The sequence below is a fragment of the Cloacibacterium rupense genome, assembly GCF_014645495.1.
GTDB lineage: Bacteria > Bacteroidota > Bacteroidia > Flavobacteriales > Weeksellaceae > Cloacibacterium > Cloacibacterium rupense.
Genome location: NZ_BMLV01000002.1, coordinates 563627 through 587873, shown reverse-complemented (window position 1 = coordinate 587873; position 24247 = coordinate 563627). Strand labels below are relative to the sequence as shown.

The 24247-nt window shown below is 34.0% G+C and carries 23 protein-coding genes; 19 read left to right on the top strand and 4 right to left on the bottom strand.

Features of this window, described 5'->3' with window-relative positions:
• Positions 1-222 precede the first annotated feature (222 nt).
• From IEW40_RS06710 to IEW40_RS06700, 3 genes are all read right to left on the bottom strand, one after another.
• The gene (locus tag IEW40_RS06710) at positions 223-672 is read right to left on the bottom strand and encodes a GNAT family N-acetyltransferase (protein WP_188617299.1); all 450 of its coding nucleotides are present in this window, start codon (positions 670-672) and stop codon (positions 223-225) included.
• Positions 672-1292 (bottom strand): ribosome biogenesis GTP-binding protein YihA/YsxC, encoded by a 621-nt coding sequence (yihA, locus tag IEW40_RS06705; RefSeq protein ID WP_188617298.1) that lies wholly within the window; start codon positions 1290-1292, stop codon positions 672-674. The genes IEW40_RS06710 and yihA overlap by 1 nt, the downstream gene beginning before the upstream one ends.
• Before the next feature lie 99 nt (positions 1293-1391).
• A complete protein-coding gene (locus IEW40_RS06700; RefSeq protein ID WP_188617297.1) occupies positions 1392-2153 on the bottom strand; it encodes an alpha/beta fold hydrolase in 762 nt (253 codons plus the stop codon).
• A 254-nt stretch (positions 2154-2407) separates the two neighbouring features.
• On the opposite strand from IEW40_RS06700, the gene mraZ reads away from it, so the two are divergent.
• From mraZ to IEW40_RS06605, 19 genes are all read left to right on the top strand, one after another.
• Positions 2408-2875, top strand: coding sequence for a division/cell wall cluster transcriptional repressor MraZ (gene mraZ, locus IEW40_RS06695; protein ID WP_188617296.1), 468 nt, complete (start codon positions 2408-2410; stop codon positions 2873-2875).
• Between the two features lie 31 nt (positions 2876-2906).
• Positions 2907-3800 carry a 16S rRNA (cytosine(1402)-N(4))-methyltransferase RsmH gene (gene rsmH, locus IEW40_RS06690; protein WP_188617295.1) on the top strand — a complete coding sequence of 298 codons (894 nt, stop codon included), beginning with the start codon at positions 2907-2909 and terminating at the stop codon, positions 3798-3800.
• Positions 3801-3853: 53 nt separating this feature from the next.
• Positions 3854-4225, top strand: a complete 372-nt coding sequence (locus IEW40_RS06685; protein ID WP_188617294.1) for an FtsL-like putative cell division protein — start codon at positions 3854-3856, stop codon at positions 4223-4225.
• Positions 4209-6236 carry a penicillin-binding transpeptidase domain-containing protein gene (locus IEW40_RS06680; RefSeq protein ID WP_188617293.1) on the top strand — a complete coding sequence of 676 codons (2028 nt, stop codon included), beginning with the start codon at positions 4209-4211 and terminating at the stop codon, positions 6234-6236. Before IEW40_RS06685 ends, IEW40_RS06680 begins: the two co-directional genes overlap by 17 nt.
• Positions 6237-6419: 183 nt before the next feature.
• A complete protein-coding gene (locus tag IEW40_RS06675; RefSeq protein ID WP_188617292.1) occupies positions 6420-7880 on the top strand; it encodes a UDP-N-acetylmuramoyl-L-alanyl-D-glutamate--2,6-diaminopimelate ligase in 1461 nt (486 codons plus the stop codon).
• A gap of 70 nt (positions 7881-7950) precedes the next feature.
• Positions 7951-9192, top strand: coding sequence for a phospho-N-acetylmuramoyl-pentapeptide-transferase (gene mraY, locus IEW40_RS06670; protein ID WP_188617291.1), 1242 nt, complete (start codon positions 7951-7953; stop codon positions 9190-9192).
• Positions 9193-9273: 81 nt separating this feature from the next.
• Entirely contained in the window at positions 9274-10617 is a 1344-nt protein-coding gene (murD, locus tag IEW40_RS06665) for a UDP-N-acetylmuramoyl-L-alanine--D-glutamate ligase (protein WP_188617290.1), read from the top strand.
• Between the two features lie 24 nt (positions 10618-10641).
• Positions 10642-11874, top strand: coding sequence for an FtsW/RodA/SpoVE family cell cycle protein (locus IEW40_RS06660; protein ID WP_188617289.1), 1233 nt, complete (start codon positions 10642-10644; stop codon positions 11872-11874).
• Positions 11875-11965: 91 nt separating this feature from the next.
• On the top strand, positions 11966-13099 hold the full coding sequence (murG, locus tag IEW40_RS06655; protein WP_188617288.1) for an undecaprenyldiphospho-muramoylpentapeptide beta-N-acetylglucosaminyltransferase: 1134 nt from the start codon (positions 11966-11968) through the stop codon (positions 13097-13099).
• Between the two features lie 63 nt (positions 13100-13162).
• A complete protein-coding gene (locus IEW40_RS06650) occupies positions 13163-13771 on the top strand; it encodes a hypothetical protein (protein ID WP_188617287.1) in 609 nt (202 codons plus the stop codon).
• Positions 13772-13783: 12 nt separating this feature from the next.
• Positions 13784-15139, top strand: coding sequence for a UDP-N-acetylmuramate--L-alanine ligase (gene murC, locus IEW40_RS06645; protein WP_188617286.1), 1356 nt, complete (start codon positions 13784-13786; stop codon positions 15137-15139).
• 45 nt (positions 15140-15184) lie between these two features.
• A complete protein-coding gene (locus IEW40_RS06640; protein WP_229663393.1) occupies positions 15185-16015 on the top strand; it encodes a cell division protein FtsQ/DivIB in 831 nt (276 codons plus the stop codon).
• A gap of 19 nt (positions 16016-16034) precedes the next feature.
• A complete protein-coding gene (gene ftsA / locus IEW40_RS06635; protein WP_188617285.1) occupies positions 16035-17411 on the top strand; it encodes a cell division protein FtsA in 1377 nt (458 codons plus the stop codon).
• A 41-nt stretch (positions 17412-17452) separates the two neighbouring features.
• Positions 17453-19336, top strand: coding sequence for a cell division protein FtsZ (ftsZ, locus tag IEW40_RS06630; protein ID WP_188617284.1), 1884 nt, complete (start codon positions 17453-17455; stop codon positions 19334-19336).
• 42 nt (positions 19337-19378) lie between these two features.
• Complete coding sequence (locus IEW40_RS06625; protein ID WP_188617283.1) at positions 19379-19825, top strand: GatB/YqeY domain-containing protein; 447 nt, start codon at positions 19379-19381, stop codon at positions 19823-19825.
• Positions 19826-20011: 186 nt separating this feature from the next.
• Positions 20012-20422 (top strand): BrxA/BrxB family bacilliredoxin, encoded by a 411-nt coding sequence (locus IEW40_RS06620; RefSeq protein WP_188617282.1) that lies wholly within the window; start codon positions 20012-20014, stop codon positions 20420-20422.
• 292 nt (positions 20423-20714) lie between these two features.
• Entirely contained in the window at positions 20715-22232 is a 1518-nt protein-coding gene (locus tag IEW40_RS06615) for a GH3 auxin-responsive promoter family protein (protein WP_188617281.1), read from the top strand.
• Positions 22232-22726, top strand: coding sequence for a hypothetical protein (locus IEW40_RS06610; RefSeq protein WP_188617280.1), 495 nt, complete (start codon positions 22232-22234; stop codon positions 22724-22726). Before IEW40_RS06615 ends, IEW40_RS06610 begins: the two co-directional genes overlap by 1 nt.
• Positions 22727-22913: 187 nt before the next feature.
• Positions 22914-23546 carry a nitroreductase family protein gene (locus IEW40_RS06605; RefSeq protein WP_188617279.1) on the top strand — a complete coding sequence of 211 codons (633 nt, stop codon included), beginning with the start codon at positions 22914-22916 and terminating at the stop codon, positions 23544-23546.
• 62 nt (positions 23547-23608) lie between these two features.
• Here IEW40_RS06605 and IEW40_RS06600 read toward each other — a convergent pair whose 3' ends face one another.
• A complete protein-coding gene (locus tag IEW40_RS06600; RefSeq protein ID WP_188617278.1) occupies positions 23609-24244 on the bottom strand; it encodes a hypothetical protein in 636 nt (211 codons plus the stop codon).
• Positions 24245-24247: the final 3 nt, after the last annotated feature.

The following is a 24247-nucleotide window of genomic DNA, read 5'->3' as shown; positions in this document are numbered from 1 at the left end:
TTTTTAGATAGCGCAGGTATTTTTTCTAGAATTCATCTGAATAGAGTAAGTTTTCAACAAAGGTGAGGAAATTATTTTCTCTCCTTTGTTTTTCTTGCTTTCCGGGTTCCCGTAGTGCCAAAACATTGTTAAAGTTTATCTTTGACTCGCAAACTAAAACCAATCATTATATCTTCGGTTCTTTTACCATAACGCTAGTAAAGAACTAAAAATGGTGAGAATTTAATTTCTCACCATTTCTGTATGTGGTATATCGTCTTCTAAGTATTTTTTGCCCGTATCTGTAAAACCAAAACTAGAATAAAATTTTAATAAATAATCTTGGGCAGAAATCCTGCATTTTCGTGTCTTAAATTGGGTTTCTATCGCTTGTAAAGCAAAACTCATGAGTGTTTTTCCTAAACTCAAATTTCTAGCGCTGGGATGTGTAAGCACTCTGCCAATAGAGGTTTCGGGATATTTTATTCCTTCATTGAAAATTCTACAATAGGCTACTATTTGGCCTTCTTTTTCCGCCCAAAGGTGAAGTGCTTTTTGGTCATAACTGTCTGCATCAAGGTAAAAACAAGTCTGTTCTACAATGAAAACCTCTTGTCTCACCTTCAAAATGGCGTACAATTCTTGGGAAGACAACTCTTTAAAAGATTTAATTTTCCAAACAATATCTTTCATTATTGAAACTTCACTTTATTTTTCACCAAATAATCATTGGTTTTTTCTACAAATTTTAGAATTTCTTCACCCCCTACTTTTTTTTCAGCAGAGGTGATGTAAATATCTGGCAATTCTTCCCACGTTTCTAGCAGTTTGGCTTTATAGATTTCTACATTTCTATCCGCAGCACCCGGTTTTAATTTGTCTAATTTGGTGAACACAATAGAAAAAGGAACGCCGTTTTCACCGCACCATTCCATAAATTCTAGGTCTATTTTTTGCGGAGTATGTCTTATGTCAATTAAAACAAAAAGATTGACCAAGTTTTTTCGATTGAGAATATAATTGGTGATGAGTTTTTCAAAATCTTTTCTTAGACTTTTAGAAACCTTGGCATAACCGTATCCTGGTAAATCGGTAAGATACCAATTTTCATTGACTAAAAAATGATTGATGAGTTGCGTTTTACCAGGGGTTTGTGATGTTTTTGCTAAATCTTTATGATTCATCATCGCATTAATGAGCGAAGATTTCCCTACATTACTTCTCCCAATAAATGCATATTCAGGGATTTCAGGCTCTGGGCATTCTTGCCATTTTCCGCTAGATTTTACAAAAATTGCTGTTTTAATTTGCATATTGTTTCTTTATAAAAAATCTCGCATATTTAACAGAAGAGCCGATTAAGAAAACCTGCCAAATCTGCCAAATCTGCGAGAATATCTCAATTAAAAATTTTATACCTTATCTTTCAACCACTGGTAAAGAATTTCATTGAATTCTTCTGGCTTTTCCATCATCGCAGCATGCCCGCATTCGTCTATCCAAAACAAATCAGAGTTAGGGATTTGTTTATCCATTTCTTCTGCTACATCTGGAGGCGTTACTCCATCTTGTTTTCCCCAAATAATACAAGTTGGTTGTTTAATTTTCGGCAAATCGTGTAGCATATTGTGTTTAATTGCACTTTTGGCCAATAATACTGTTTTTATTCCCTTCATTCTATCATTCACCACTCCGAAAACTTCGTCAATTAATTCTTCTGTAGCTACTTCGGGATTATAAAAAACTTCTTCGGTTTTTTTCTTAATATAATCTCTATCGCCTCTTCTTGGGAAAGTTTCGCCAAAACTTCTTTCGTACAAACCAGAGCTACCAGTTAGCACAAGAGAATGCACCAATTCTGGATGTGCTAGTGTAAGAATAAGACCTATATGCCCTCCCATAGAATTACCTACCAATGTTACTTTTTCACCAATTTTATCTTCAATAAATCTGGCTACAAATTTTGCAATACTATTCAGGTTAGTATTTAGGATAGGTAAATCATAGATAGGAAGTTGCGGAACAAACACTCTAAATCCTCTGCTTGAAAAATAAGAAATGGTTTTTTCAAAATTACTTAAGCCTCCCATCAAACCATGTAACAGAACTAAAGGATGCCCTTCTCCGCTTTCTAAATAGGTGTATTTTTTTTCTTTTTTTGTACTAAATATCATAAAATGACGTGTATCTCGCAAAAATACAAAATTTAAGATTAATTGAATGTTTATTTAATGCTAATCTTTTCATTTTTTATTTAAAGCTTCTATTTTTTGAAAACCAATGAGTTGACCAATCAATTATCAAACTAAGTATTTTACTATCAATCTATTAAGTCTATTTAGGATGATTCATAAAAAGTTATCAACATTAACTATAAAAGTGGGAAAAAGTGGGAAATTTTAGAAAATAATATATAAATTTGCTCCAAATGATGAACTTTTACGAAACATATGAGTGCAAGATTGATGACAAAGGCAGATTAAAGCTTCCTTCGTCATTGGTTAAATTACTGCAAAGTTCTGGCGATAAGAACTTTATAGTAAAGCGTTCTGTGTTTCAGAATTGCTTAGAAGTTTATCCTATGAAGCCTTGGGAGAACCTGATGAAAAAAGTAAATGGCCTTAACCGATTTGTTAAAAAAAATGCAGATTTCATCAGAATGTTTACCGCAGGGGTAAAAAATGTAGAGCTAGACTCTTCTGAGAGAATTTTAATCCCAAAAGACTTGAAACTATTTGCTAACCTCAACAAAGAAATTGTAATTTCTGGTGCTGGCGAACTTTTTGAAATTTGGGATAAAGATGCCTACGAAAAAGTAATTGCAACCAATGAAGCAGATTTTGGGGCTCTTACTGAGGACGTGATGGGAAACATTAGTTTTGATGACCTTCTGTAAAATTTTTTGAACATTAAACCTATAACTCTAGATGTACCACAATCCTGTTTTATTACACGAAAGCATAGATGCTCTCATTACCAATCCAGACGGAATTTACGTAGATGTAACTTTCGGAGGAGGCGGTCACTCTAGAGAAATCTTAAAAAGACTCTCAGACAAAGGCAAATTATATAGCTTCGACCAAGACTTAGACGCTCTAAATAACACAATCGATGATGAAAGATTTACGCTCATCAATCAGAATTTTAGATTTTTAGAAAATTCTTTGTTAATGTACGGGATTTCTAGTGTAGACGGTGTTTTGGGAGATTTGGGTGTTTCTTCTCATCAGTTTGATGCTGCAGAACGTGGTTTTTCTACCAGAAGTGACGCTCCGCTAGACATGAGGATGAATGTTTTGCAAAATTTAGACGCCAAAAAAGTGATTAATGATTATGAAGAAGAGCAATTGGCAGACCTTTTTTATTACTATGGAGAGTTGAGAGAAGCCAGAAAGTTAGCAAGAGAAATAGTGCATTACAGAAAAAATAAAAAAATAAATACCACAGAAGATCTTAAAAAAATCTTTAGTTATATTCCTCAGTTTAAACAAAACAAATTCTTTGCCCAGGTTTTTCAGGCGATAAGAATAGAGGTAAATCAGGAATTGGATGTATTGAAAGAAATGCTTCAGCAATCTTTCAATGTTTTGAAAAAGGACGGTCGTTTGGTCATTATTTCTTATCACTCTTTAGAAGATCGATTGGTAAAACGTTTTTTAAAAAACGGAATGTTCGAAGGTGAGCCTCAAAGAGACATTTATGGAAATTACACCAAAGCTTTTGAATTGTTAAAAAGCAAGGCCATCATCCCAACCGTAGAAGAAGTAGAGCAAAATTCTCGTGCTAGAAGTGCTAAAATGAGAGTAGGAATTAAAGTATAAGTGAAAAGTGATGATTGATAAGTGATTTCTCAATTAAAAAGATTGATAAAAAAGTGGCAAAAAGAGCAACATATAATAAACCCAAGAAGAAACTCACTTTTATAGACATTGTAAAAGGGAATTTCTTGAATCGTGATGAAGTTAAAGTTCACTACAAATACTTCTTGCTCATTTTTGCACTGATGATGGTGATGATATACAGCAACCACTTGGTGAGTCAAAAAATAGAAAGAGTGAACCAATTAAAAGAACAAGCTGAGGAATATAAATCTAGAAATGCTTATGCACAAAGCAGGCTGATTAAAGTAAAAATGGAGTCTGAGCTCAGCAAAGAAATGGAGGGAGATTCTCTGGTTTCTTTAGAAAATCATCCACATAAACTTTTAATAAAATTAGATAGTATAGAAAATGACAGCGAAAAATAATGAATACGATTCTAAACGTGCTAAAGCGTTGAAATGGGGTTACCTTTTTGCAGGGGTAGCTTTCATCGTATTTGTAGTTTTCTTAGGAAGAATTTTCTACCTACAGCATAACAATGTAGATGACATTGAGAAAAACTTCATCAGCAACAACTATAGAGAAGCCAAATTAAAAGCAGCCAGAGGCAATCTTTTTGCCGCAGATGGCTCTATCTTAGCCACCACTGTAATGAGGTATGACATCTATGTGGATTTCAAAACCATCAAAGACACCACCTATACCAATAAAATTGGAAGTTTGACCGATTCTTTGAGCAAAATGTTTGGAAAATCTAGAGCATATTACAGAAAGATGTTTGATGAACAAAAAAACAAAAACAATCAATATTTTTCTTTGGTCAGAGGTCTAGATTTCGACCAATATGATAGAATTAAAAAATTTCCCATCTTCAGTAAAGAAGACAAAAAAACAGGGAAATTTAAGAAAAACCGTTGCTTAATTATTGAAAGAAACTATAAGAGAGAATTGGCAACCGCACAAATTGGCTCTGGAACTATAGGAATGGACAACGAGATAGGCAAGTCTGGTTTAGAAGGCGCTTTTAGCAAATATCTATCTGGTACTGATGGCACTAGATACGAGCAAAGAGTGAACTCATCTCAATGGAAGCCTATTGATTATTGGAAAGTAAAAGAACCTATAGATGGTAAAGATGTTTACACCACCATTGATTTAAGAATTCAAGATATTGCTCACTCTGCATTAGAAAAACAACTTATTCATTTCGAAGCAGACCACGGTTCTGTGTTGGTCATGGAAACAGAAACAGGTAAGATAAGAGCAATGGTGAATCTTAGAAAAGAAGGGCAAGATGATGACGTAAAATATGTAGACGCTTATAATTATTCTTTAAAAGATGCTACTGAACCTGGTTCTACTTTCAAAACGGTATCTCTTCTTGCGGCAATGGATGACGGCTTTATAGATGAGAGCACCACTGTAAATGTAGGAAACGGAAAATGGAGATATTTTGATTTAGCAATGTCTGATTCTCATGTTAAAGGAAACGGGATTTATGACATTAGTGATGTATTAGCAGAGTCTAGTAACGTGGGCGCTTCTAAACTCATTACCAAATATTATGGCAACGACCCACAAGTTTTTATAAAACATTTTAAAAAATGGAAACTTTTTGATAAAATGCAGATAGAACTTCCGGGTATTGCAGCACCATCTATTGTTACTCCAGAAAATAAGAAATGGAGCAAAGGAGCATTAGCTTCACTTGCATACGGCTATTCTTCTAGATTCAGCATTTTGCAGCTCACCACTTTCTACAACGGGATTGCCAATAAAGGCAAAATGGTAAAACCTCTGTTTATAGAAAAAATTGTCAATGATGGAAAAATAGAATATCAAGCAGAACCTGAAGTTTTGGTAGATAAAATGGCATCAACTGAAGCCATAGAATTAATGACCAAGATGCTCACCAAAACAGTAGAAAAAGGTACCGCCAAAAGTATTTATACTCCTAACATAAAACTGGCAGGAAAAACAGGTACTGCAAGATTTGAATATTGGAAAAGTTCAGGTAAATACCAAGCTGCGTTTGCAGGGTTTTTCCCAGCAGACAATCCTAAATACACTTGTTACGTAATGATTAATCAACCGAATACATCCATTGGTTATTCAGGAGCTAAAGTGGCAGCGCCAATTTTTAAAGAAATAGCAGGAAAAGTATTCCTAAAAACACCTTTAAACATTGAAAAAGAGATGCTTGCGAATAAAAAAGTAGACCTTAGAAAAATGATGCAACCTAATGTAAAAGTAGAGGTGAAAAGCGGTGTTTTACCCAATCTAAAAGGATTAATGGGTAAAAATGTTATTCCGCAATTAGAAAACCAAGGATACAGAGTAGATTACAAAGGCGTAGGAAAAATTAGAAACCAATTTCCCGAAGAAGGTAGTGTAATTCATAAAAACCAGAGAATATATTTAGAATTACAAAACTAATATGGAAAAATATTATCCAATAGCACCATTAATAATGATGGGTTTGGTTTATTTAAAATTAAGATTAGAAAAGGAAAAAGAAAAAAAAGAAGATAATCCGATGAATAATTTAAGAATCTTTCAAAGTTACTTTTTACTCATAGGTTTATTCATAACTTTTTTGTATTTGATATTCAAATAAAAATGATTTTACGAGAATTATTACATAAAATCCCAGTTTTAGAAACTTTTGGCAATTTCGATTCAGAAGTTTCAGAACTCGTTTTCGATAGCAGAAAAGTTACCGAAGGTTCGCTGTATATTGCCATCAAAGGAACGGTTTCAGATGGACATTCTTATATTAATTCAGCGATTGAAAAAGGTGCAAAAACCATCGTTTGTGAAGTTTTACCAGAAAATTTAACAGAAGACATCAATTACATTCAAGTTAAAAATTCTTCTAAAACTTTAGGAAAATTAGCTTCCAACTTCTATGGAAATCCTTCAGAGAATTTGAAATTGATTGGTGTAACAGGAACTAATGGAAAAACTACAGCTTCGACTCTACTTTTTGATATTTTCAAAAATTTAGGCTATCAAAGTGCATTAATTTCTACCGTAGAATATAGAATTGGTGACGAGGTTATCCCTTCTACCCACACTACGCCAGATGTTATTCGCTTGAATCAAATGTTGGCAAAAGCAGTAGAAAAAGGTTGTGAATTTGCTTTTATGGAAGTTTCTTCACACGGAATTCACCAAGACAGAATTGAAGGGTTGCATTTTGCGATGGCTGGTTTTACCAATCTTACCCATGACCATCTCGATTATCATAAAACGTTTGAAGAATATCTTAAAACCAAAAAAAGATTTTTTGACGAATTGCCAGAAACAGCCGTTGCCATCACCAATGTAGATGACAAAAACGGTAATGTAATGCTTCAAAATACCAAAGCAAAGAAAAAAACTTACGCTTTGAAAACATTGGCAGATTATCACGGCAAAGTTTTGGAAGTTGACTTCAACGGAATGCTTTTGAATTTTAATGGAAAAGAATTTTGGACCACTTTAACAGGGAAATTCAATGTTTATAATTTGTTGTTGGCTTTTGCCATCGCAGTAGAATTAGGTTTTAATGAAGAAGAGGTTTTACAATCAATTTCTACCTTAAAAAGAGTAAATGGAAGATTTGAAACTTTGAAATCTGATGGCGGGATTTTCTTCGTGGTAGATTACGCTCACACTCCAGATGCTTTGGAAAATGTTTTGGATTCCATCAACGAAATCCGTACAAAAAATGAAAGATTAATTACCGTTTTCGGTTGTGGAGGAGACAGAGACCACGACAAGAGACCAGAAATGGGTAAAATTGCAACTAGAAAATCTACGTTGTCCATCATAACTACAGATAATCCCAGAACGGAAAATCCTACGGAAATTATTAAAGAGATTGAAGCAGGAGTAGAACCGCAGAATTTCAGCAAATTCACGGTAATTCCTGATAGAAAAGAAGCGATAAAAATGGCGATAAAATTCGCCGAACCCAAAGACATTGTTCTCGTTGCTGGAAAAGGCCACGAAACGTATCAAGAAATTAATGGCGTAAAACACCATTTTGATGACAAAGAAACGATTATAGAATTATATAAATTGATGAGCAAATAATTTTTGATTAAGATTTTTATTGTTTTTTAACATTTAAAATCCGAAATCTAAAATCTAAAATGATAAAATTATGCTATACTACCTATACCAATACCTTACCAACCACGGAATAGACATTCCGGGATTGCATTTACTGAAATACATCTCATTTCGTGCTGCAATGGCCGTGTTATTATCTTTGCTTATCGCACTTGTTTATGGTAAGAAAATCATCAATTTTCTTAGAAATAAGCAAATGGGCGAATTGGTAAGAGACCTTGGACTAGAAGGACAAAAACAAAAAGAAGGAACTCCTACCATGGGTGGTTTCATTATTATTGTTGCTACAATAATCCCTGTTTTATTGTTTACGAGAATCACCAATGTATACATAGTTTTGTTATTGGTCTCTATGATTTGGATGGGTGGAATTGGGTTTATTGATGATTATCTTAAAAAAATTAAGAAAAATAAAGATGGCCTAAGTGGAGTATTTAAAATAATTGGTCAGGTTGGTTTAGGGCTAATTGTAGGGGTAACTATGTATTTTCATCCTGATATTACCATCAAAAGAAAATATGCAGATGCACAAGTAGTCAATAGAAATAATGTAGCTCAAAACTTTGCTCCTCCTCAAAAAGAAACTATTTCTACGGTTCCTTTCATGAAAAATAATGAATTTGATTATAGCAAAATTCTATTTTGGATGGATGAAGAACAACAAAATGAATGGGCTTGGTTTGTATTTATTCCATTGGTGATTTTTATAGTAACCGCCGTTTCAAACGGTGCCAATATTACAGACGGAATAGATGGGCTAGCTTCCGGAACCAGTGTGATTATTCTAGGAACCTTAGCTTTATTTGCCTATCTCTCTGGGAACATTATTTTCGCAGATTATCTGAATATTATGTTCTTACCCAATATGGGAGAAACCACCATTTTTACCGTTGCACTTATTGGGGCAACTATCGGTTTCTTTTGGTACAATACTTATCCTGCACAAGTTTTTATGGGAGATACAGGTAGCTTAATGTTGGGCGGAGTAATAGCAGTTTTGGCAATTATCCTAAGAAAAGAATTACTAATCCCTGTACTTTGTGGCATTTTCCTCATCGAAAATTTATCCGTAATGCTTCAGGTAGCAGTTTTTAAATATAGAAAAAGAAAATATGGCATAGAATACGCTCAGAATAACAGATTGTTTAAGATGTCTCCACTGCACCATCATTACCAATTAGATGGTTTCCACGAGAGTAAAATTGTAAACAGAATGATTATTCTTGGGGTAATGCTTGCCATTATCTGTTTAATTACGCTAAAGATAAGATAACAAAAAAACTAAAATGTTTGGAAGATGAAATTTGAAAAGATAACATCAAACTACATCAAACCATTTCAAACAAAAACAAATATGAGCAAAGAAAATTTAAAAGTTGTAATTCTAGGTGGTGGCGAAAGCGGTGTGGGAGCTGCTATTTTAGCTAAAACCAAAGGTCTAGATGTTTTTCTTTCAGATATGGGAGAAATTAAGGAGAATTACAAAAAGATTTTAGAGGAAAACACTATTGAATTTGAGGAGAAAAACCACGATGAGGAAAGAATTCTGGCAGCAGATTGGGTAATTAAATCTCCAGGTATTCCTAAAAAAGCAGAATTGGTGCAAAAAATTAAAGCTAAAGGAATCAGACTTTCTTCTGAGATTGAATTTGGGGCAGAATTTACCGATGCTAAGATTATTGCTATTACCGGAAGTAACGGAAAAACCACCACTACTTCGCTTATTTATCATATTTTGAAAAATGATAATATGAATGTAGGTTTGGGAGGAAACATAGGTAAAAGCTTTGCATTACAAGTTGCCAAAGAAAATTATGACTATTATGTTTTGGAAGTAAGTAGTTTTCAATTAGATGATATTCAGAATTTTAGACCTTATATTTCATTATTATTGAATTTGAGTCCAGATCATTTAGACCAATACAATTACAACTATGAAGAATATGCTTTAGCAAAATTCAGAATAGCCGAGAACCAAGAAAACGACAATTATTTCATTTATAATAAAGATGATGAAATGAGTCAGAAATTGCTTCAAAAATTGGATTTGAGAGTGAAGCAAATTCCTTTCTCAATGAAAGAAAAACTAAATGAAGGAGGTTATACCGAAGGAGAAAAATTATATGTAAAACTACAAGACGAGTTTTCTATGAGAATAGATGAACTTTCTATCATGGGAACTCACAATGTAGCCAACAGCTTAGCCGCTTCCATCGCTGGTAAATTATTGAATATCAGCAATGAAAGCATTAGACATTCGTTAATGACTTTTCAAGCAGTGGAGCACAGATTAGAGAATTTTGCAGAAATAAACGGTGTAAAATACATTAACGACAGCAAAGCAACCAACGTAAACGCTACTTACTACGCATTAGAAAGTATGAAGCAACCAACAGTCTGGATTGTAGGCGGAAAAGACAAGGGAAATGACTATACCGAAATAGAAGAATTGGTAAAAAAGAAAGTAAAAGCCATCATTTGTATGGGACTAGACAATTCTAAAATCATCAATTTTTTCAAAGACAAAAAAGAAGTTATCATAGATACTGCTAGTGTAGAAGATGCAGTAAAAGCAGCTAAATCTATCGCTGAAAAAGGAGATGCTGTGCTACTTTCTCCTTGCTGTGCAAGTTTTGATTTATTTGATAATTACGAGCATAGAGGAAAATTATTTAAAGAAGAAGTTTTAAAAAGCTAAAAGCCGAAGGCAAATAGTAAAAGAATGGAAGAACAAGAAAGCAAATTTGAACTGCTAAAAGGCGACAAAGTACTTTGGATGGTGATTATTTTAATCTCCTTATTCTCTGTATTTCCCGTGTATTCGGCTAGTTCTAATCTAGAATACATTGTTCACAATGGTACCACTACTGGTCACGTTGTGAAGCATATGATTTTTGTATTTCTTGGTCTAGGAATTATGAGATTTATTGCGGGAGCTTTCAAATACGAACACATCGGTAAACTGAGCAGCATCCTTCTTGGGATTATGGTTATTCTACTGGTAATCACCATGTTTGCAGGCCAGAAAATAGACGGAGCTTCTGCTTCGCGATGGTTGAAAATCCCAGGCACGCCTATTTCATTTCAGCCTTCTAGTTTTGCTTATTTAATGTTGATTATTTACTTATGTAGATATCTAACCAAGAGAATTACTAGAGAAAGACTACCTATAGAAAACATTTTTTACATTTTCGGACCGGTTTTATTGGTGTTTGGATTGGTTGCAAAAGATAACGGTTCTACTGCTTTAATGATTTTGATGGTTTCTTTAATCGTAATGGTAATCGGGCAATTGTCTTTAAAATATATTTTGGGATTTTTAGGGATTTCTACTGTTTTTATAGGAATATTTTTGTTTTTAGCCCTTAAAACAGACTTAATCGGTAGCTCACGTGTACACACTTGGATGAGCCGAATAGAAACCTTTACCAATTCTAAGAAAACCTCAGAAATAGAGGACGAAAGTGTAAAAGCCAAAAACTATCAGGTCAACCAAGCAAAAGCTGCCATCGTTCATGGTGGAATTACCGGACAAGGACCTGGGAAATCTGCATTGAAACAAATGCTTCCACAGTCTGCATCGGATTTTATTTTTGCCATCATAGTAGAAGAATATGGTTTTATTGGGGCATTTTTCCTCATCACCTTATATCTTATAATGATGATCAGGATTGTAATGATAGCCAGCAAAATGCCTGCATTTTTTGGGAGTTTACTGGTGCTAAGTTTAGGAATTATGATTTTTATACAATTGGCGGTTAATATTGCAGTTGCGGTTAATCTAATTCCTGTAACAGGACAGCCATTACCGCTGATAAGTTATGGAGGAACCTCTATGTTAGTTACCTATTTGCAGTTAGGAATCATCTTAAATGTAAGCTCTAGAATTCAAGTTTTTGATGAAGAAGGAATGGGCAAAAAACAAAATATTGAAGAAATAAATGATATAGCGTAAATATAAATGATGAATAATAATTGATGAATGATAAAAAAGCAACTATAAAACCAAGCATCACTTATCATTCATTAATCATAAAAAAATAAAAATGTCAAACAATTTAGAACAAAAAACAAGTAGCCAAAAGCCAAAAGCAATTCGCGTATTAATGAGCGGCGGTGGAACAGGTGGTCACATCTTCCCAGCGGTTGCCATTGCACAGGAAATTAAAAAACGTTTCCCTGATGCAGAATTTTTGTTCATTGGTGCTAATGGAAAAATGGAGATGGAAAAAGTGCCGCAAGCAGGATTCAAAATCATAGGATTGAACATTGCGGGATTTGACAGAGGTAATTTACTGAAAAACATCGGTTTGCCATTCAAATTGATTTCAAGTTTAATTAAAGCTAAAAAAGCAATTAAAGAATTTAAACCAGATTTCGCTGTAGGAACTGGTGGTTTTGCAAGTGGACCAGCTTTATTTATTGCTGCAAAAATGGGAATTCCTACTTTTATTCAAGAGCAGAATTCATTGCCAGGCAAAACCAATATTTTCAACGGAAAGAAAGCAAGAGCTGTTTTCACTGCCTATCCAGAAATGGAAAAATTTTTCCCGAATTCAAAAGTTCATTTTTTAGGAAATCCTATTCGTGAAAATTTGATTACTGATTTAATTGACAGTGGCTTAGCAAAAGAAAAATTAGGTTTAGAAAAAGATAAATTAACGATACTTTCGGTAGGCGGTTCGTTAGGTTCTAGAACGCTGAACAACGGCTGGAAAGAAAACTTAGAAAAACTAAAAGAAAAAGGATATCAACTGATTTGGCAAACAGGAAAATTAGATTTTGCTGAAATTTCATCCAGCATCCAACATCCAGCTTCCATCCAAATCAAGGAATTCATTTCTGATATGGCAACAGCTTATTCTGCAGCAGATGTAATTGTTTCTAGAGCTGGAGCCATTGCGATTTCGGAATTGGCTGTGGCGAAAAAGCCAGTTTTATTAGTTCCTTTTCCGTTTGCAGCAGAAGACCACCAGACCAAAAATGCAATGACTTTGGTTGAAAAAAATGCAGCTAGAATGGTGAAAGACACCGAAATGAAAGAAAAATTTTGGAACACGCTTTCTGAAATTTGTGAAAATGAAACAGTAAGAAAAGAAATGTCACAGAATTTGAAGTTTTTTGCCAAACCAAAAGCTTCGGAAGACATTGTAAATGAAATAATTAAAGAATTAAAATAATCTGGTCTTTAAATGGAGGATAATTTTGCTACATATAGAAAATTCATTTTTAAAGATGATGCTTTGGATTTAATAGAAATATTGAAAGAGCATAGGATTGATTTTATTTTAAGTGACAATTCATCAAGGTTAGATTCTACTTTTGGAAATGACGACAACACCAAACAATTTGCCTTAAAAATTGAAAGAGCAAATTTTAAAAAAGTTGAAGAATTAGAAGAAGATTTAATTTCCAAAAGTTTAGATAATGTAAATAAAGACTATTATCTTTTTGAATTTTCTGATGAAGAATTAATTGAAATTGTATTAAAGAGTGAAGAATGGAACAAGTTTGACTATTTGCTCGCTCAAAAAATATTAAAAGAAAGGGGAAAAGAAGTTAACCTTGACCTTATAAAAGCAATAAATAAGAGAAGAATTGATGATTTGAAAACCGAAGAAGCTAGTCCTAAATGGTTAATCTACATTGGTTATTTATTTTCAGTTTTAGGAGGACTAATTGGAATTTTTATTGGTCTTTATTTAATGAATTATAAAAAGACGCTTCCAAATGGAGAAACCATTTATGGTTTTGGAACAGAAGACAGAAAAAGCGGAAAAAACGTATTTATATGCTCTATCATTGGAGTTATATTTTGGTTTATTGTAAGATTAATATTAATTAATAGATAAAATTTAAAAAAAATGCAAAACCTAAACACATACAACAATTTCTACTTCGTAGGTATCGGTGGCATCGGGATGTCTGCTTTGGCAAGGTATTTCCACGCTGCTGGTAAGAATGTTTTGGGTTATGATAAAACAGAAACCAAATTGACGACAGAACTTCAAAAAGAAGGAATTTCTATCAGTTTTGAAGATGTTGTTAATGAAAAAATTAATGAACTAAACAATGAAAATACTTTAGTCATTTACACTCCTGCAATTAAAGTTTTAGGAATTTTAGATTATTTCAATCAAAATGGTTTTGAAGTTTTAAAACGTGCCAAAGTTTTAGGATTAATTACCGAAAATACAGAATGTATCTCAGTAGCAGGAACGCACGGAAAAACCACTACCTCTAGTTTGGTTGCCCATCTTTGCAAAGTTGCTAATCTTCCTTTTTCAGGGTTTTTGGGCGGTATTGCAGAAAATTATAAATCAAATTTCATCTACAACGGCACCGAGATTTCTGTGCTAGAAGCTGATGAATATGATAGAAGCTTCCTCAATCTTTCACCAGATTGGGCGATTGTAACTTCTATAGATGCTGATCATCTTGATATTTATGGAGACACCGAAACCATAGAACAAGGCTTCAGAGATTTTGCAGATTTAGTGCCAGAAAATGACCAACTTTTTGTGAGAAAAGGGGTGAAAATTGGCAGACCTTGTAAAACATATGCGGTAAACGAAGAGGCAGATTTCTATTCTGACAACTTAAGAATAGAAGGAGAAAAAATGTTTTTTGATTTTAATTATGACGGAAAAATAGAAGAATTTTCTTGGGAAATCCCAGGAATTCATAATGTAGAAAACGCTACAGCCGCCATTGCTGTTTTACACAGCTTAGGCGCTGATTTTGAAACCATTAGAAATGGGATTTCAACCTTCAAAGGAATTAAAAGAAGATATACGAAACATAGTTTCGCCAATGGGAAAATCTATGTAGATGATTATGCGCACCATCCTACCGAATTAAATGCAGTGATTGGTTCTATCAGAACATTTAATCCTGGTAAAAGACTTTTGGTGGTGTTTCAGCCACATTTATTCAGCAGAACCAGAGATTTTGCAGAAGGTTTTGCAGAAAGTTTAGACGCAGCAGATGAATTATTGCTTTTAGACATTTATCCTGCGAGAGAATTGCAGAAAGATTTCGAAGGAATCACTTCTGATTGGTTATTAGAAAAAGTAAAAATAGAAAAAAAGGAAGTTTGTAGTTTAAGCCAAGCTTTTGAAAAAATTAAAGAAAAAGATTTTGATATTTTATTAACGGTAGGTGCAGGAAACATAGACACTTTATATGACCCAATTATGAACTGGCTAGGAGATAAATAATATATAAAAACTCGGAACTCGCGACACGAAACTCGGAGCACAATTATGAAAAACAAGTGGAGAATTCTTAAAATATTAGTAACGGTAGTCATCTTCGGATTTCTATTGAGCTTCTCTTTGAAGAGGTTCAACGAAAAACCTTTGGATGATATTTCTGTGAAAATGTCGGATAAATCTCCCGTTTATTTTGTAGATGAGAAAGACATCAAAACCATTGTAGAGAGATACAACACTACCAAAAAAGTAGGTGATATAGACATCCCAAGTTTAGAAAAAAAACTTAATGAACTGCCCGCTGTAGATAGTGCCAATGTTTATCTGAGCTTAGACGGAAAACTGCATTTAGACATTCTACAGAGAGTTCCTGCATTTAGGTTAAATAATGGTGGTAAAGGATTTTATGTAGATAAAAAAGGAGTAGAGTTCCCTATTTCTAAAAATTATTCGCACCCGTGTATGTTGGTTTCGGGTGATGTGAAGAAAAAAGAATATCTAAAGCTAGTAGAATTAATAGACAAAATAGACAAAGACAGTTTCTGCAAGAATTATTTTGCAGGAATTACTAAAGAAAATGGCAATTTTAATCTCATTACCAATGAAGGACTTTACAAAGTAGAATTGGGAGATTTAAATAATATAGAATTTAAAATTAAAGGGTTTAAGACTTTTGTAGAAAAATTTTTGGTGAATCAAAATCCAGAGAAATATTCTAAAATTTCTGTGAAATATGACAACCAAATTGTAACTACACTCAATGATGGTTACAAACCTGAGGAAGATTCTCTATTCATAGATAAACCTCAAGAAATTGTAGAAAAACCTTTAGAAAAAGAGAAAGAAAAAAAGTCAGCACAAAAAGAAGAAAAAAAACAGTAAAAAAAGAGAACAGCAATATATGGAAACACAAGATTATTCAGTAGGACTAGATATAGGAACTACCAAAATAGTAGCCATTGTTGGTAGAAAAAATTCGCATGGCAAAATAGAAGTATTGGGTGTTGGGAAAAGTAAAAGTTTGGGAGTGCACAAAGGCATTGTCAATAATATTTCTCAAACCATTAGCTCTATTACAGCTGCCATTTCAGAAGCGGAAAAATCTGCTGGCGTACCCATTAAAAAAGTAACCGTCGGGATTGCAGGCAAACACATCCGTAGTTTACAGCATTCTGATTATATCATGAGAGAAAATCCTGAAGCTTATATCACCGAAGATGATATAGAAGCGCTGAAAGATCAAGTGAAAAAATTAGTTATGCTTCCTGGCGAAGAAATTATCCACGTTCTTCCGCAAGAATACAAAGTAGATTCTGAAGGCGAAATACAAGAACCAATCGGGATGCACGGCAAGCGTTTGGAAGCTAATTTCCACGTGGTAGTTGGGCAAATGGGAAGCATTAGAAATATTGCAAGATGTGTAAAAGAAGCGGGTCTAGAAATGGAAGCGCTTACACTAGAACCTCTCGCCTCTTCTGAAGCTGTTCTTACCAAAGAAGAAAAAGAAGCTGGTGTTGCCATTGTAGATATAGGTGGTGGTACTACAGATATTGCTATTTTCAAAGACAATATTATTCGTCATACCTGTGTTATTCCTTATGGTGGCGGTATAATTACAGACGACATCAAGGAAGGCTGTTCTATCATAGAAAAACACGCAGAACAATTGAAGGTAAAATTCGGGTCTGCGGTTCCAGATTTAGAAAAAGACTCTACGTATGTTACCATCCCGGGATTACACGGAAGACCAGACAAAGAAATTTCGCTGAAATCTTTGGCAAGTATTATCAATGCAAGAGTAGAAGAAATTCTAGAAATGGTAAATACAGAACTAAAAGCTTACGGAGCTTACGAACAAAAGAGAAAACTCATCGCTGGTATTGTTCTCACTGGTGGTGGTTCTAATCTTAAAAATCTTCGTCAACTCGCCAATTATATTACAGGTTTTGATGCTAGAATTGGTTTTGCTAATGAATACATTGCCAATGATAAAAACCAATATCTTAAATCTCCAGAATTTGCAACTTCTATTGGTTTATTAATGGAAAGTTTGAAGATAAGAGATAAAAAACAATCTGAAGAGTATTATGTAGAAGAAACACCTACTCCAGAGCCTGTACAAGAAACTCCAAAAACGGCAGAAACCATTATCGAACAAACGATACCTCAGCCAACAGAAGAGCCAAAACTTCAGCCAGAAAAAAAGAAAGGTAGCAAACTGACGTTCGGACAAACCATTTTAGAAAAAGTAAAAAAATTCTTCGAAGAAGTAGAATAAAACATAACCACAATAGTTTAATAATATTTACATCAAGAAATATGGAAAACACATTTAATACAGGATTTTCATTTGACTTACCAAAGGGAACTTCATCTATCATCAAAGTTATCGGAGTAGGTGGCGGTGGTAACAATGCACTGAAACACATGTACGAGAAAGGAATAAATGGCGTAGATTTTATCATTTGTAATACAGATGCACAAACTCTAGATAACAATCCTATTTCTACCAAGGTTCAGCTAGGTGCTACCATTACAGAAGGACTTGGCGCTGGCGCTGACCCAGAAGTGGGCGAAAAATCTGCTCTAGAAAGCATAGACGAAATAAAAGCAGTCTTATCACATAGTACCAAAATGGTTTTCATTACCGCAGGTATGGGCGGTGGTACGGGTACTGGTGCTGCTCCTGTTATCGCAAAAATTGCTAAAGAAATGGGCATTTTAACCATTGGTATTGTAACCGTACCATTCAGTTTTGAAGGCAAAAGAAGACTAGAACAAGCAGAATTAGGCCTTGAAAAACTTCGAAACAATGTAGATTCTTTGATTGTAATTAATAACGATAAACTTCGTCAGCAATTCGGAAACTTAGGTTTCAAATCTGGATTTGCTAAAGCAGATGAAGTTCTTGCCAATGCTGCTAAAGGGATGGCTGAAGTTATCACGGGATATTTTGATGTAAATATAGACTTCCGTGATGCGCGTTCTGTATTACAAAATTCAGGAACCGCATTAATGTCAACGGGTACTGCTTCTGGTGAAAACAAAGCAGAAGAAGCGGTGAAAAAAGCTCTAGACTCTCCGTTATTGAATGACAATAAAATCACAGGTGCTAAAAACGTTCTACTCCTCATCAGAAGTGGAAACGAAGAAGCTACCATGGACGAAATTGGCACCATCAATGACCACATTCAGCGTGAAGCGGGCAACACTGCAGATATTATTTTTGGGGTAGGAACAGACCCAGAATTGGGAGATGCCATCAGCGTTTTAGTAATCGCTACAGGTTTTTCTGCAGAAGATCAAAAGTACTCTGGTCCTACAGAAAAAATTAAGTATTCTTTAGAAGACACACCAACAGATAGACCTAGAAGAGAATCTCCATTTGGGAAAAGCAGTGCTGTAAATGAACCACAAGAAAATGCTTCAATAAGAGAAAGTAAAAACGTTTTTCTTCTTGATGACCAAAATGATCAAGTAAAACCAGACTTCCCTACCAACCAATTTTTTCAAAGTTTTGATTCAGAAGAAGTTGCAGTTCAAGAAAAGGTAGAAGAAATAAAATTCTTCGAAGATGAAAATCCTATTATCGAAAGTTTTACAGAAACCTTTGAAGTAGAAGAAAAAGAATCTGGGGTGTTAGAACTTTTCAACTTTGATGACGAAGAAGTGATAGAAACACAGTCTTTCACTTTTGAAACAGAAGAAAAGAAAATTACACCAAAATCAGAAGAAATTAGCTTTTTTGTAGAAGAAAAAAAGGAAGAGATTAAGTTTCAGGTAGAGGAAAAAGCACCTGAAGTTACAGAAACTAAAACTTTCGTTCAAGACAGACCTGTAGAATTTACTTTTTCGTTCACCAAAGATGCAGATGAAATAAAACCAAGTTTCAAATCTGTAACGGAAGAAGTAAAACCAACAGAAACTCCTCAATCTTATGCAAAGGAAGAATTCAAATTTATTGAAAAAAATGTTGCCCAAGATAAAGTTCAGGAAAGAAGAAATAAGCTAAAAGAATTCAACTCACGTTACCAAGTTTTAGAAAACGAAAATGAGTTCGAAACCATTCCTGCATTCAAAAGAAAGAATATCAATATAGGTCAAGAAAACCCTTCTCAACAGCAAATTTCTAGCTTTCTTTCTGAAAACAACGGGACAGTGAGCCTTAGAGAAAATAAATTTTTGAACAAAGATGTAGATTAATCATTGCTATCAACTAAATCTTAAAAGCCTAAACATAATAAAATGTCATTAGAACTTACCATAAACGAAGCGATTAAAACCGCCATGAGAGAAAAAGACAAAGTGGCTCTAGACTCTCTGAGAGCAGTAAAATCTCAAATTCTTTTGCTAAAAACTGAAGCCAAAGGAGCCGATGTTTCTGCTGAACAAGAAATTGCCATTTTGCAAAGAATGATTAAACAGCGCAAAGATTCTTACGAACAATTTGTTGCACAAAACAGAACAGATTTGGCAGAAGTAGAAGCTGCGCAAATGAAAGTGATAGAGCAGTTTTTACCTGCCCAACTTTCCGCAGAAGAATTAGAAGCCGAAATCAAAAAAATAATTGCAGAAACAGGGGCAGAATCCATCAAAGATTTAGGAAAAGTAATGGGAACTGCTTCCAAAGCTTTAGCCGGAAAATCAGACGGAAAATCAATCTCTGAAATGGTAAAAAAATTATTATCTTAATTAAATTTTCAGTACAATTACCCAAAAATTGCCAAAGACATCTTTGGCAATTTTTTTTAAAAAGAGTCAAAATGTCTTAATAGATTTTTGGCATACTTTTGATAAAATATTTAGATAGAAATTTTAAAATTTTAATAGTAAATTTGCAGACGAATAATTCATCAACTTTAAACTAAATATTATATTATGTATCCAGCAGAATTAGTAATGCCCATGAAGGCAGAACTTACAGATAAAGGTTTCCAAGACCTTACCACACCTGAACAAGTAAACGAAGCGCTTAAACAATCAGGAACTACCCTAGTTATGGTAAATTCTGTTTGCGGTTGTGCTGCAGGAGCAGCTAGACCTGGCGTAATTTATTCATTAACTGGTGACAAAAAACCAGACCATTTAACCACTGTTTTTGCAGGTTTCGACACCGAAGCTGTGGCAGAAGCTAGAAAACACTTCGCTCCATTTCCTCCTAGCTCACCTTGTGTAGCACTTTTCAAAGACGGAGAATTGGTGCACATGCTAGAGAGACACCACATCGAAGGAAATCCTGCTGGTGCCATAGCTGCCAATTTACAAGCAGCTTACGAAGAATTTTGTTAATTTTTTTTGAGTAAACATACCCAATCCGTTCTAAATTTTTAGAGCGGATTTTTATTTTTTAAAAAATTGAAATTTTGGCGCGCCCTTCCACAGCCACATTCCCAGCGCCTCAGGTCAGGCTGTCCGTTACAATCTTTTTAAATTTTCCATCACTATTCCTCTCTCATAAAATTTAAAAAGGATTTTCACTACCATCCTTCGCGCATATTCAGCTCAAATTTTAATTATGCAACTCAGAAAATTTAGGCCACATTTCATTTCTCTCATTCGGTTTTTTTATTAAATTTGAGCAATGGCAACAAAGGCACTTTTCAATATGGCAGTTAATTGGTTTATTCGACAGAGAATAGACCAAATTCAGAATTTTATGAATCATCCTATTGAAACACAACAAGGGGTGCTTTTTTCTCAGCTTTTCCATGCAGACGAAACAGAATACGGAAAAAAATACGGCTTCAAAGACATCTCATCATATCGAGATTTTCAACAACAAGTTCCCATCGTCAACTACGAAGAATTCGAACCTTACATAGAAAAAGCAAGACAAGGCCACAAAGATGTTTCTTGGCCAGGTGTAATTCGTCAGTTTGCCAAATCATCTGGAACCACCAATGCCAAAAGCAAATACATCCCTATTTCTGACGAAAGTCTAGAAGATTGCCATTTCAAAGCGGGCAAAGATTTAATCTCTATTTACGCCAACAACCATCCTGATAATCAACTTTTCTTGAACAAAAATTTAAGATTAGGAGGCAGCTCAGAACTCTATGAGAGTTTCAACACCAAGTTCGGAGATTTATCTGCTATTTTAATAGAAAATTTACCTTTTTGGATAGAAATTACTACCGTTCCCAGCAAAAAAACCTCATTAATGTCTGAATGGGAAACCAAACTGAAAGCCATTGTTTCTGAAGTTAAAAACCAAGATGTAGGCAGTTTAACCGGCGTACCAAGTTGGATGATGGTTTTGCTTCAGAGAATTTTGATAGAAACAGGTAAGGGAAATATTTCAGAGGTTTTCCCGAATTTAGAAGTTTTCTTCCACGGTGGTATTAGTTTCAAACCTTACAAAGAGCAATATCGAAAAATCATAGGCAAAGACATCAATTACTACGAAATTTACAACGCTTCCGAAGGATTCTTCGGCATTCAAGACAGAAGTGGCAGTGATGAAATGCTTCTGATGCTAGATTACGGTATTTTCTACGAATTTATTCCGATGGAGCAATTTGATAGAAATAATCTACAAGCCATTCCTTTGGAAGAGGTAGAACTGGGGAAAAATTATGCTGTAGTAATCTCTACCAACGGTGGACTTTGGCGTTACTTAATCGGTGATACGGTGAAGTTTACCTCGCTTTCTCCACATAGAATTCAGATTTCTGGAAGAACGAAACATTACATTAATGCTTTTGGCGAGGAACTCATGATAGACAATGTAGAAACTGCGCTCAAAAAAGCTTGTGATGCTACCGAAGCTCATATTCTAGATTACACAGGGGCTCCTGTTTTTATGAGAGAAGGCAAATCTGGCGCACACGAATGGTTGCTAGAGTTTGCCAAACATCCAACTAATTTCGATGAATTTTCTAAAATTTTTGACGAAACTTTAAAATCATTAAACTCTGATTACGAAGCGAAACGTTACCTCAATATGACGCTTAACCCGCCGATTATACACACTGCAAAACCTCAACTTTTCTACCAATGGATGGAATCTAGAGGAAAACTGGGCGGACAAAATAAAGTTCCTCGTCTTTGTAATGACAGACAATACATAGAACCGCTTTTGGAGTTGAATAAAAACTAATGAAAAGACCTCTTCTAATTTTTGTTTTAAGTCTATTCTCAATAACTTCTTATGCTCAAAGTTTAAGCGGAAAAGTACGAGATACTCTCATTAATAGAAAGTATGACCGAATTCTATTTGAAATAAAACTTAAAAAAATCAATTCTGAAAAAGAATACTTTTCAACCTCTGATATGGATGGAAATTTCAAATTCTCAAATATTGAAAATGGGGATTATCGATTTACAATCAACAATGAATTTTACGACAAAAATCTTTTTCTTATCAAAATAAGCGGAGACACCTCTATTAATATTTTTGTCAAAAAGTACTGTCAATACGATGAAAATAAAACTTCTGTTTGCCCAAAATGTAAATCTTCCCAAAAAGTTGTTCCTATATTTTATGGATTAACGACTTTAGATTTCATGAAGAAAAATAAGAAAAAATATTATTTTCAGACTGTGAAATTTCTTATTGTATGCCTAAATGGTATTGTAAAAGAGATAGGTTAGAATTTTAAATCACATTTTTAATTATTTTTTCTGTGCCTTTCTCAACATATATTATTTCTCACTTTTGGAGTTGAATAAATAAAAGATTGTCAAGTATACTTGGTTCATTTTTTCTATCTCTTTCTTAACATAAATCAATGACAATACGTAGTTTTACGTATTAACTTTGCAGAAAAATTTTTACAAAATGGAATTATTAGATAAATTACAGTGGAGATACGCCGCAAAAGCAATGAATGGCGAAAAAGTAAGTGAAGAAAAAGTAGAAAGAATTATAGAAGCTGCTCGTCTTGCTCCTACTTCTAGCGGTTTACAACCTTTTGAGATTTTTGTGGTAACCAATCAAGAAGTGAAAAACCAGTTGAAAGAAGCGGCTAGCAATCAACCACAAGTTGCAGATGCTTCGCACGTTTTAGTTTTCGCAGCTTGGGATACTTACACTGCCGAAAGAATCAATTATATGTTTGATTTAACCAACGAAGTACGTGGTGGGACTAATGAAGGTTGGGAAAATTACAGAAATTTTCTTTTAAATGCTTATGTTCCAAAATCAGCAGAAGAAAATTTTGTACACACTGCAAAACAAGCTTATATTGCTTTTGGTGCTGCGATTATTGCAGCAGCTTTTGAAGGTGTAGATGCAACTCCGATGGAAGGTTTCAGCCCAGAAAAAGTAGATGAAATTTTAGGGTTGAGAGAAAAAGGATTGAGAAGTGTTTTACTTTTACCTTTGGGTTACAGAGATTCTGAAAAAGACTGGTTAGAAAAACTAGTGAAAGTAAGAAAACCGAAAGAAAAATTTATCACCGAAGTGAAATAATTGACTCTTATTTTATTTGCATTAACAAAAATCCTCAGAAATTTCTGAGGATTTTTAGTTTATTATTTACAATTCTTTTCGTAATAATCAATGAAAACAGAAACATCCTTTTTGAATTTTATTTCATCATTTTCATAAGCCGTCACTAGTTTGGGACATTTGTCAGAAAAGAAATCTTTAATGGCTTTTTTAGTGAATTTTTTTAATCCTATTGGAATTCCAATTCCTCCTTCAAATTTCATAGTTATTAGAGTTACATCTTTTTCATCTTTATACCTAAAAAAATATGAAATGTCTGCCTCTCTACGAATCATTGTCTTATTAGTTATAATATAAAACGCAGAAGTTTGAGAATATAAAGAAATTTCTCCTAATTCAATTAAATATAAAAACGCTTCTGATTTATAATCTCCATTATTAGCTAATAACCTTTCAGCAATAGCTTCTCTACCTTCTTTTTCATCATAATAGTGAACTTTTTCTAATTTTGTTAGCTCAATTATTTCTTTTTTACCATCTTTCGTTGGCTTAAAATTAATACTTGATTTATGTACTGAAACAGGTTCTGCATAACCTTCTTTTACAGCACCATTGCTCATGGTTAATTCAGCTTTATAAAATTTTGAACCCAAATTAATTATCTGAGCAAAAGAAATTTGTGCAATAAATAGCACAACTAATAGCATTAGTTTTTTCATTAT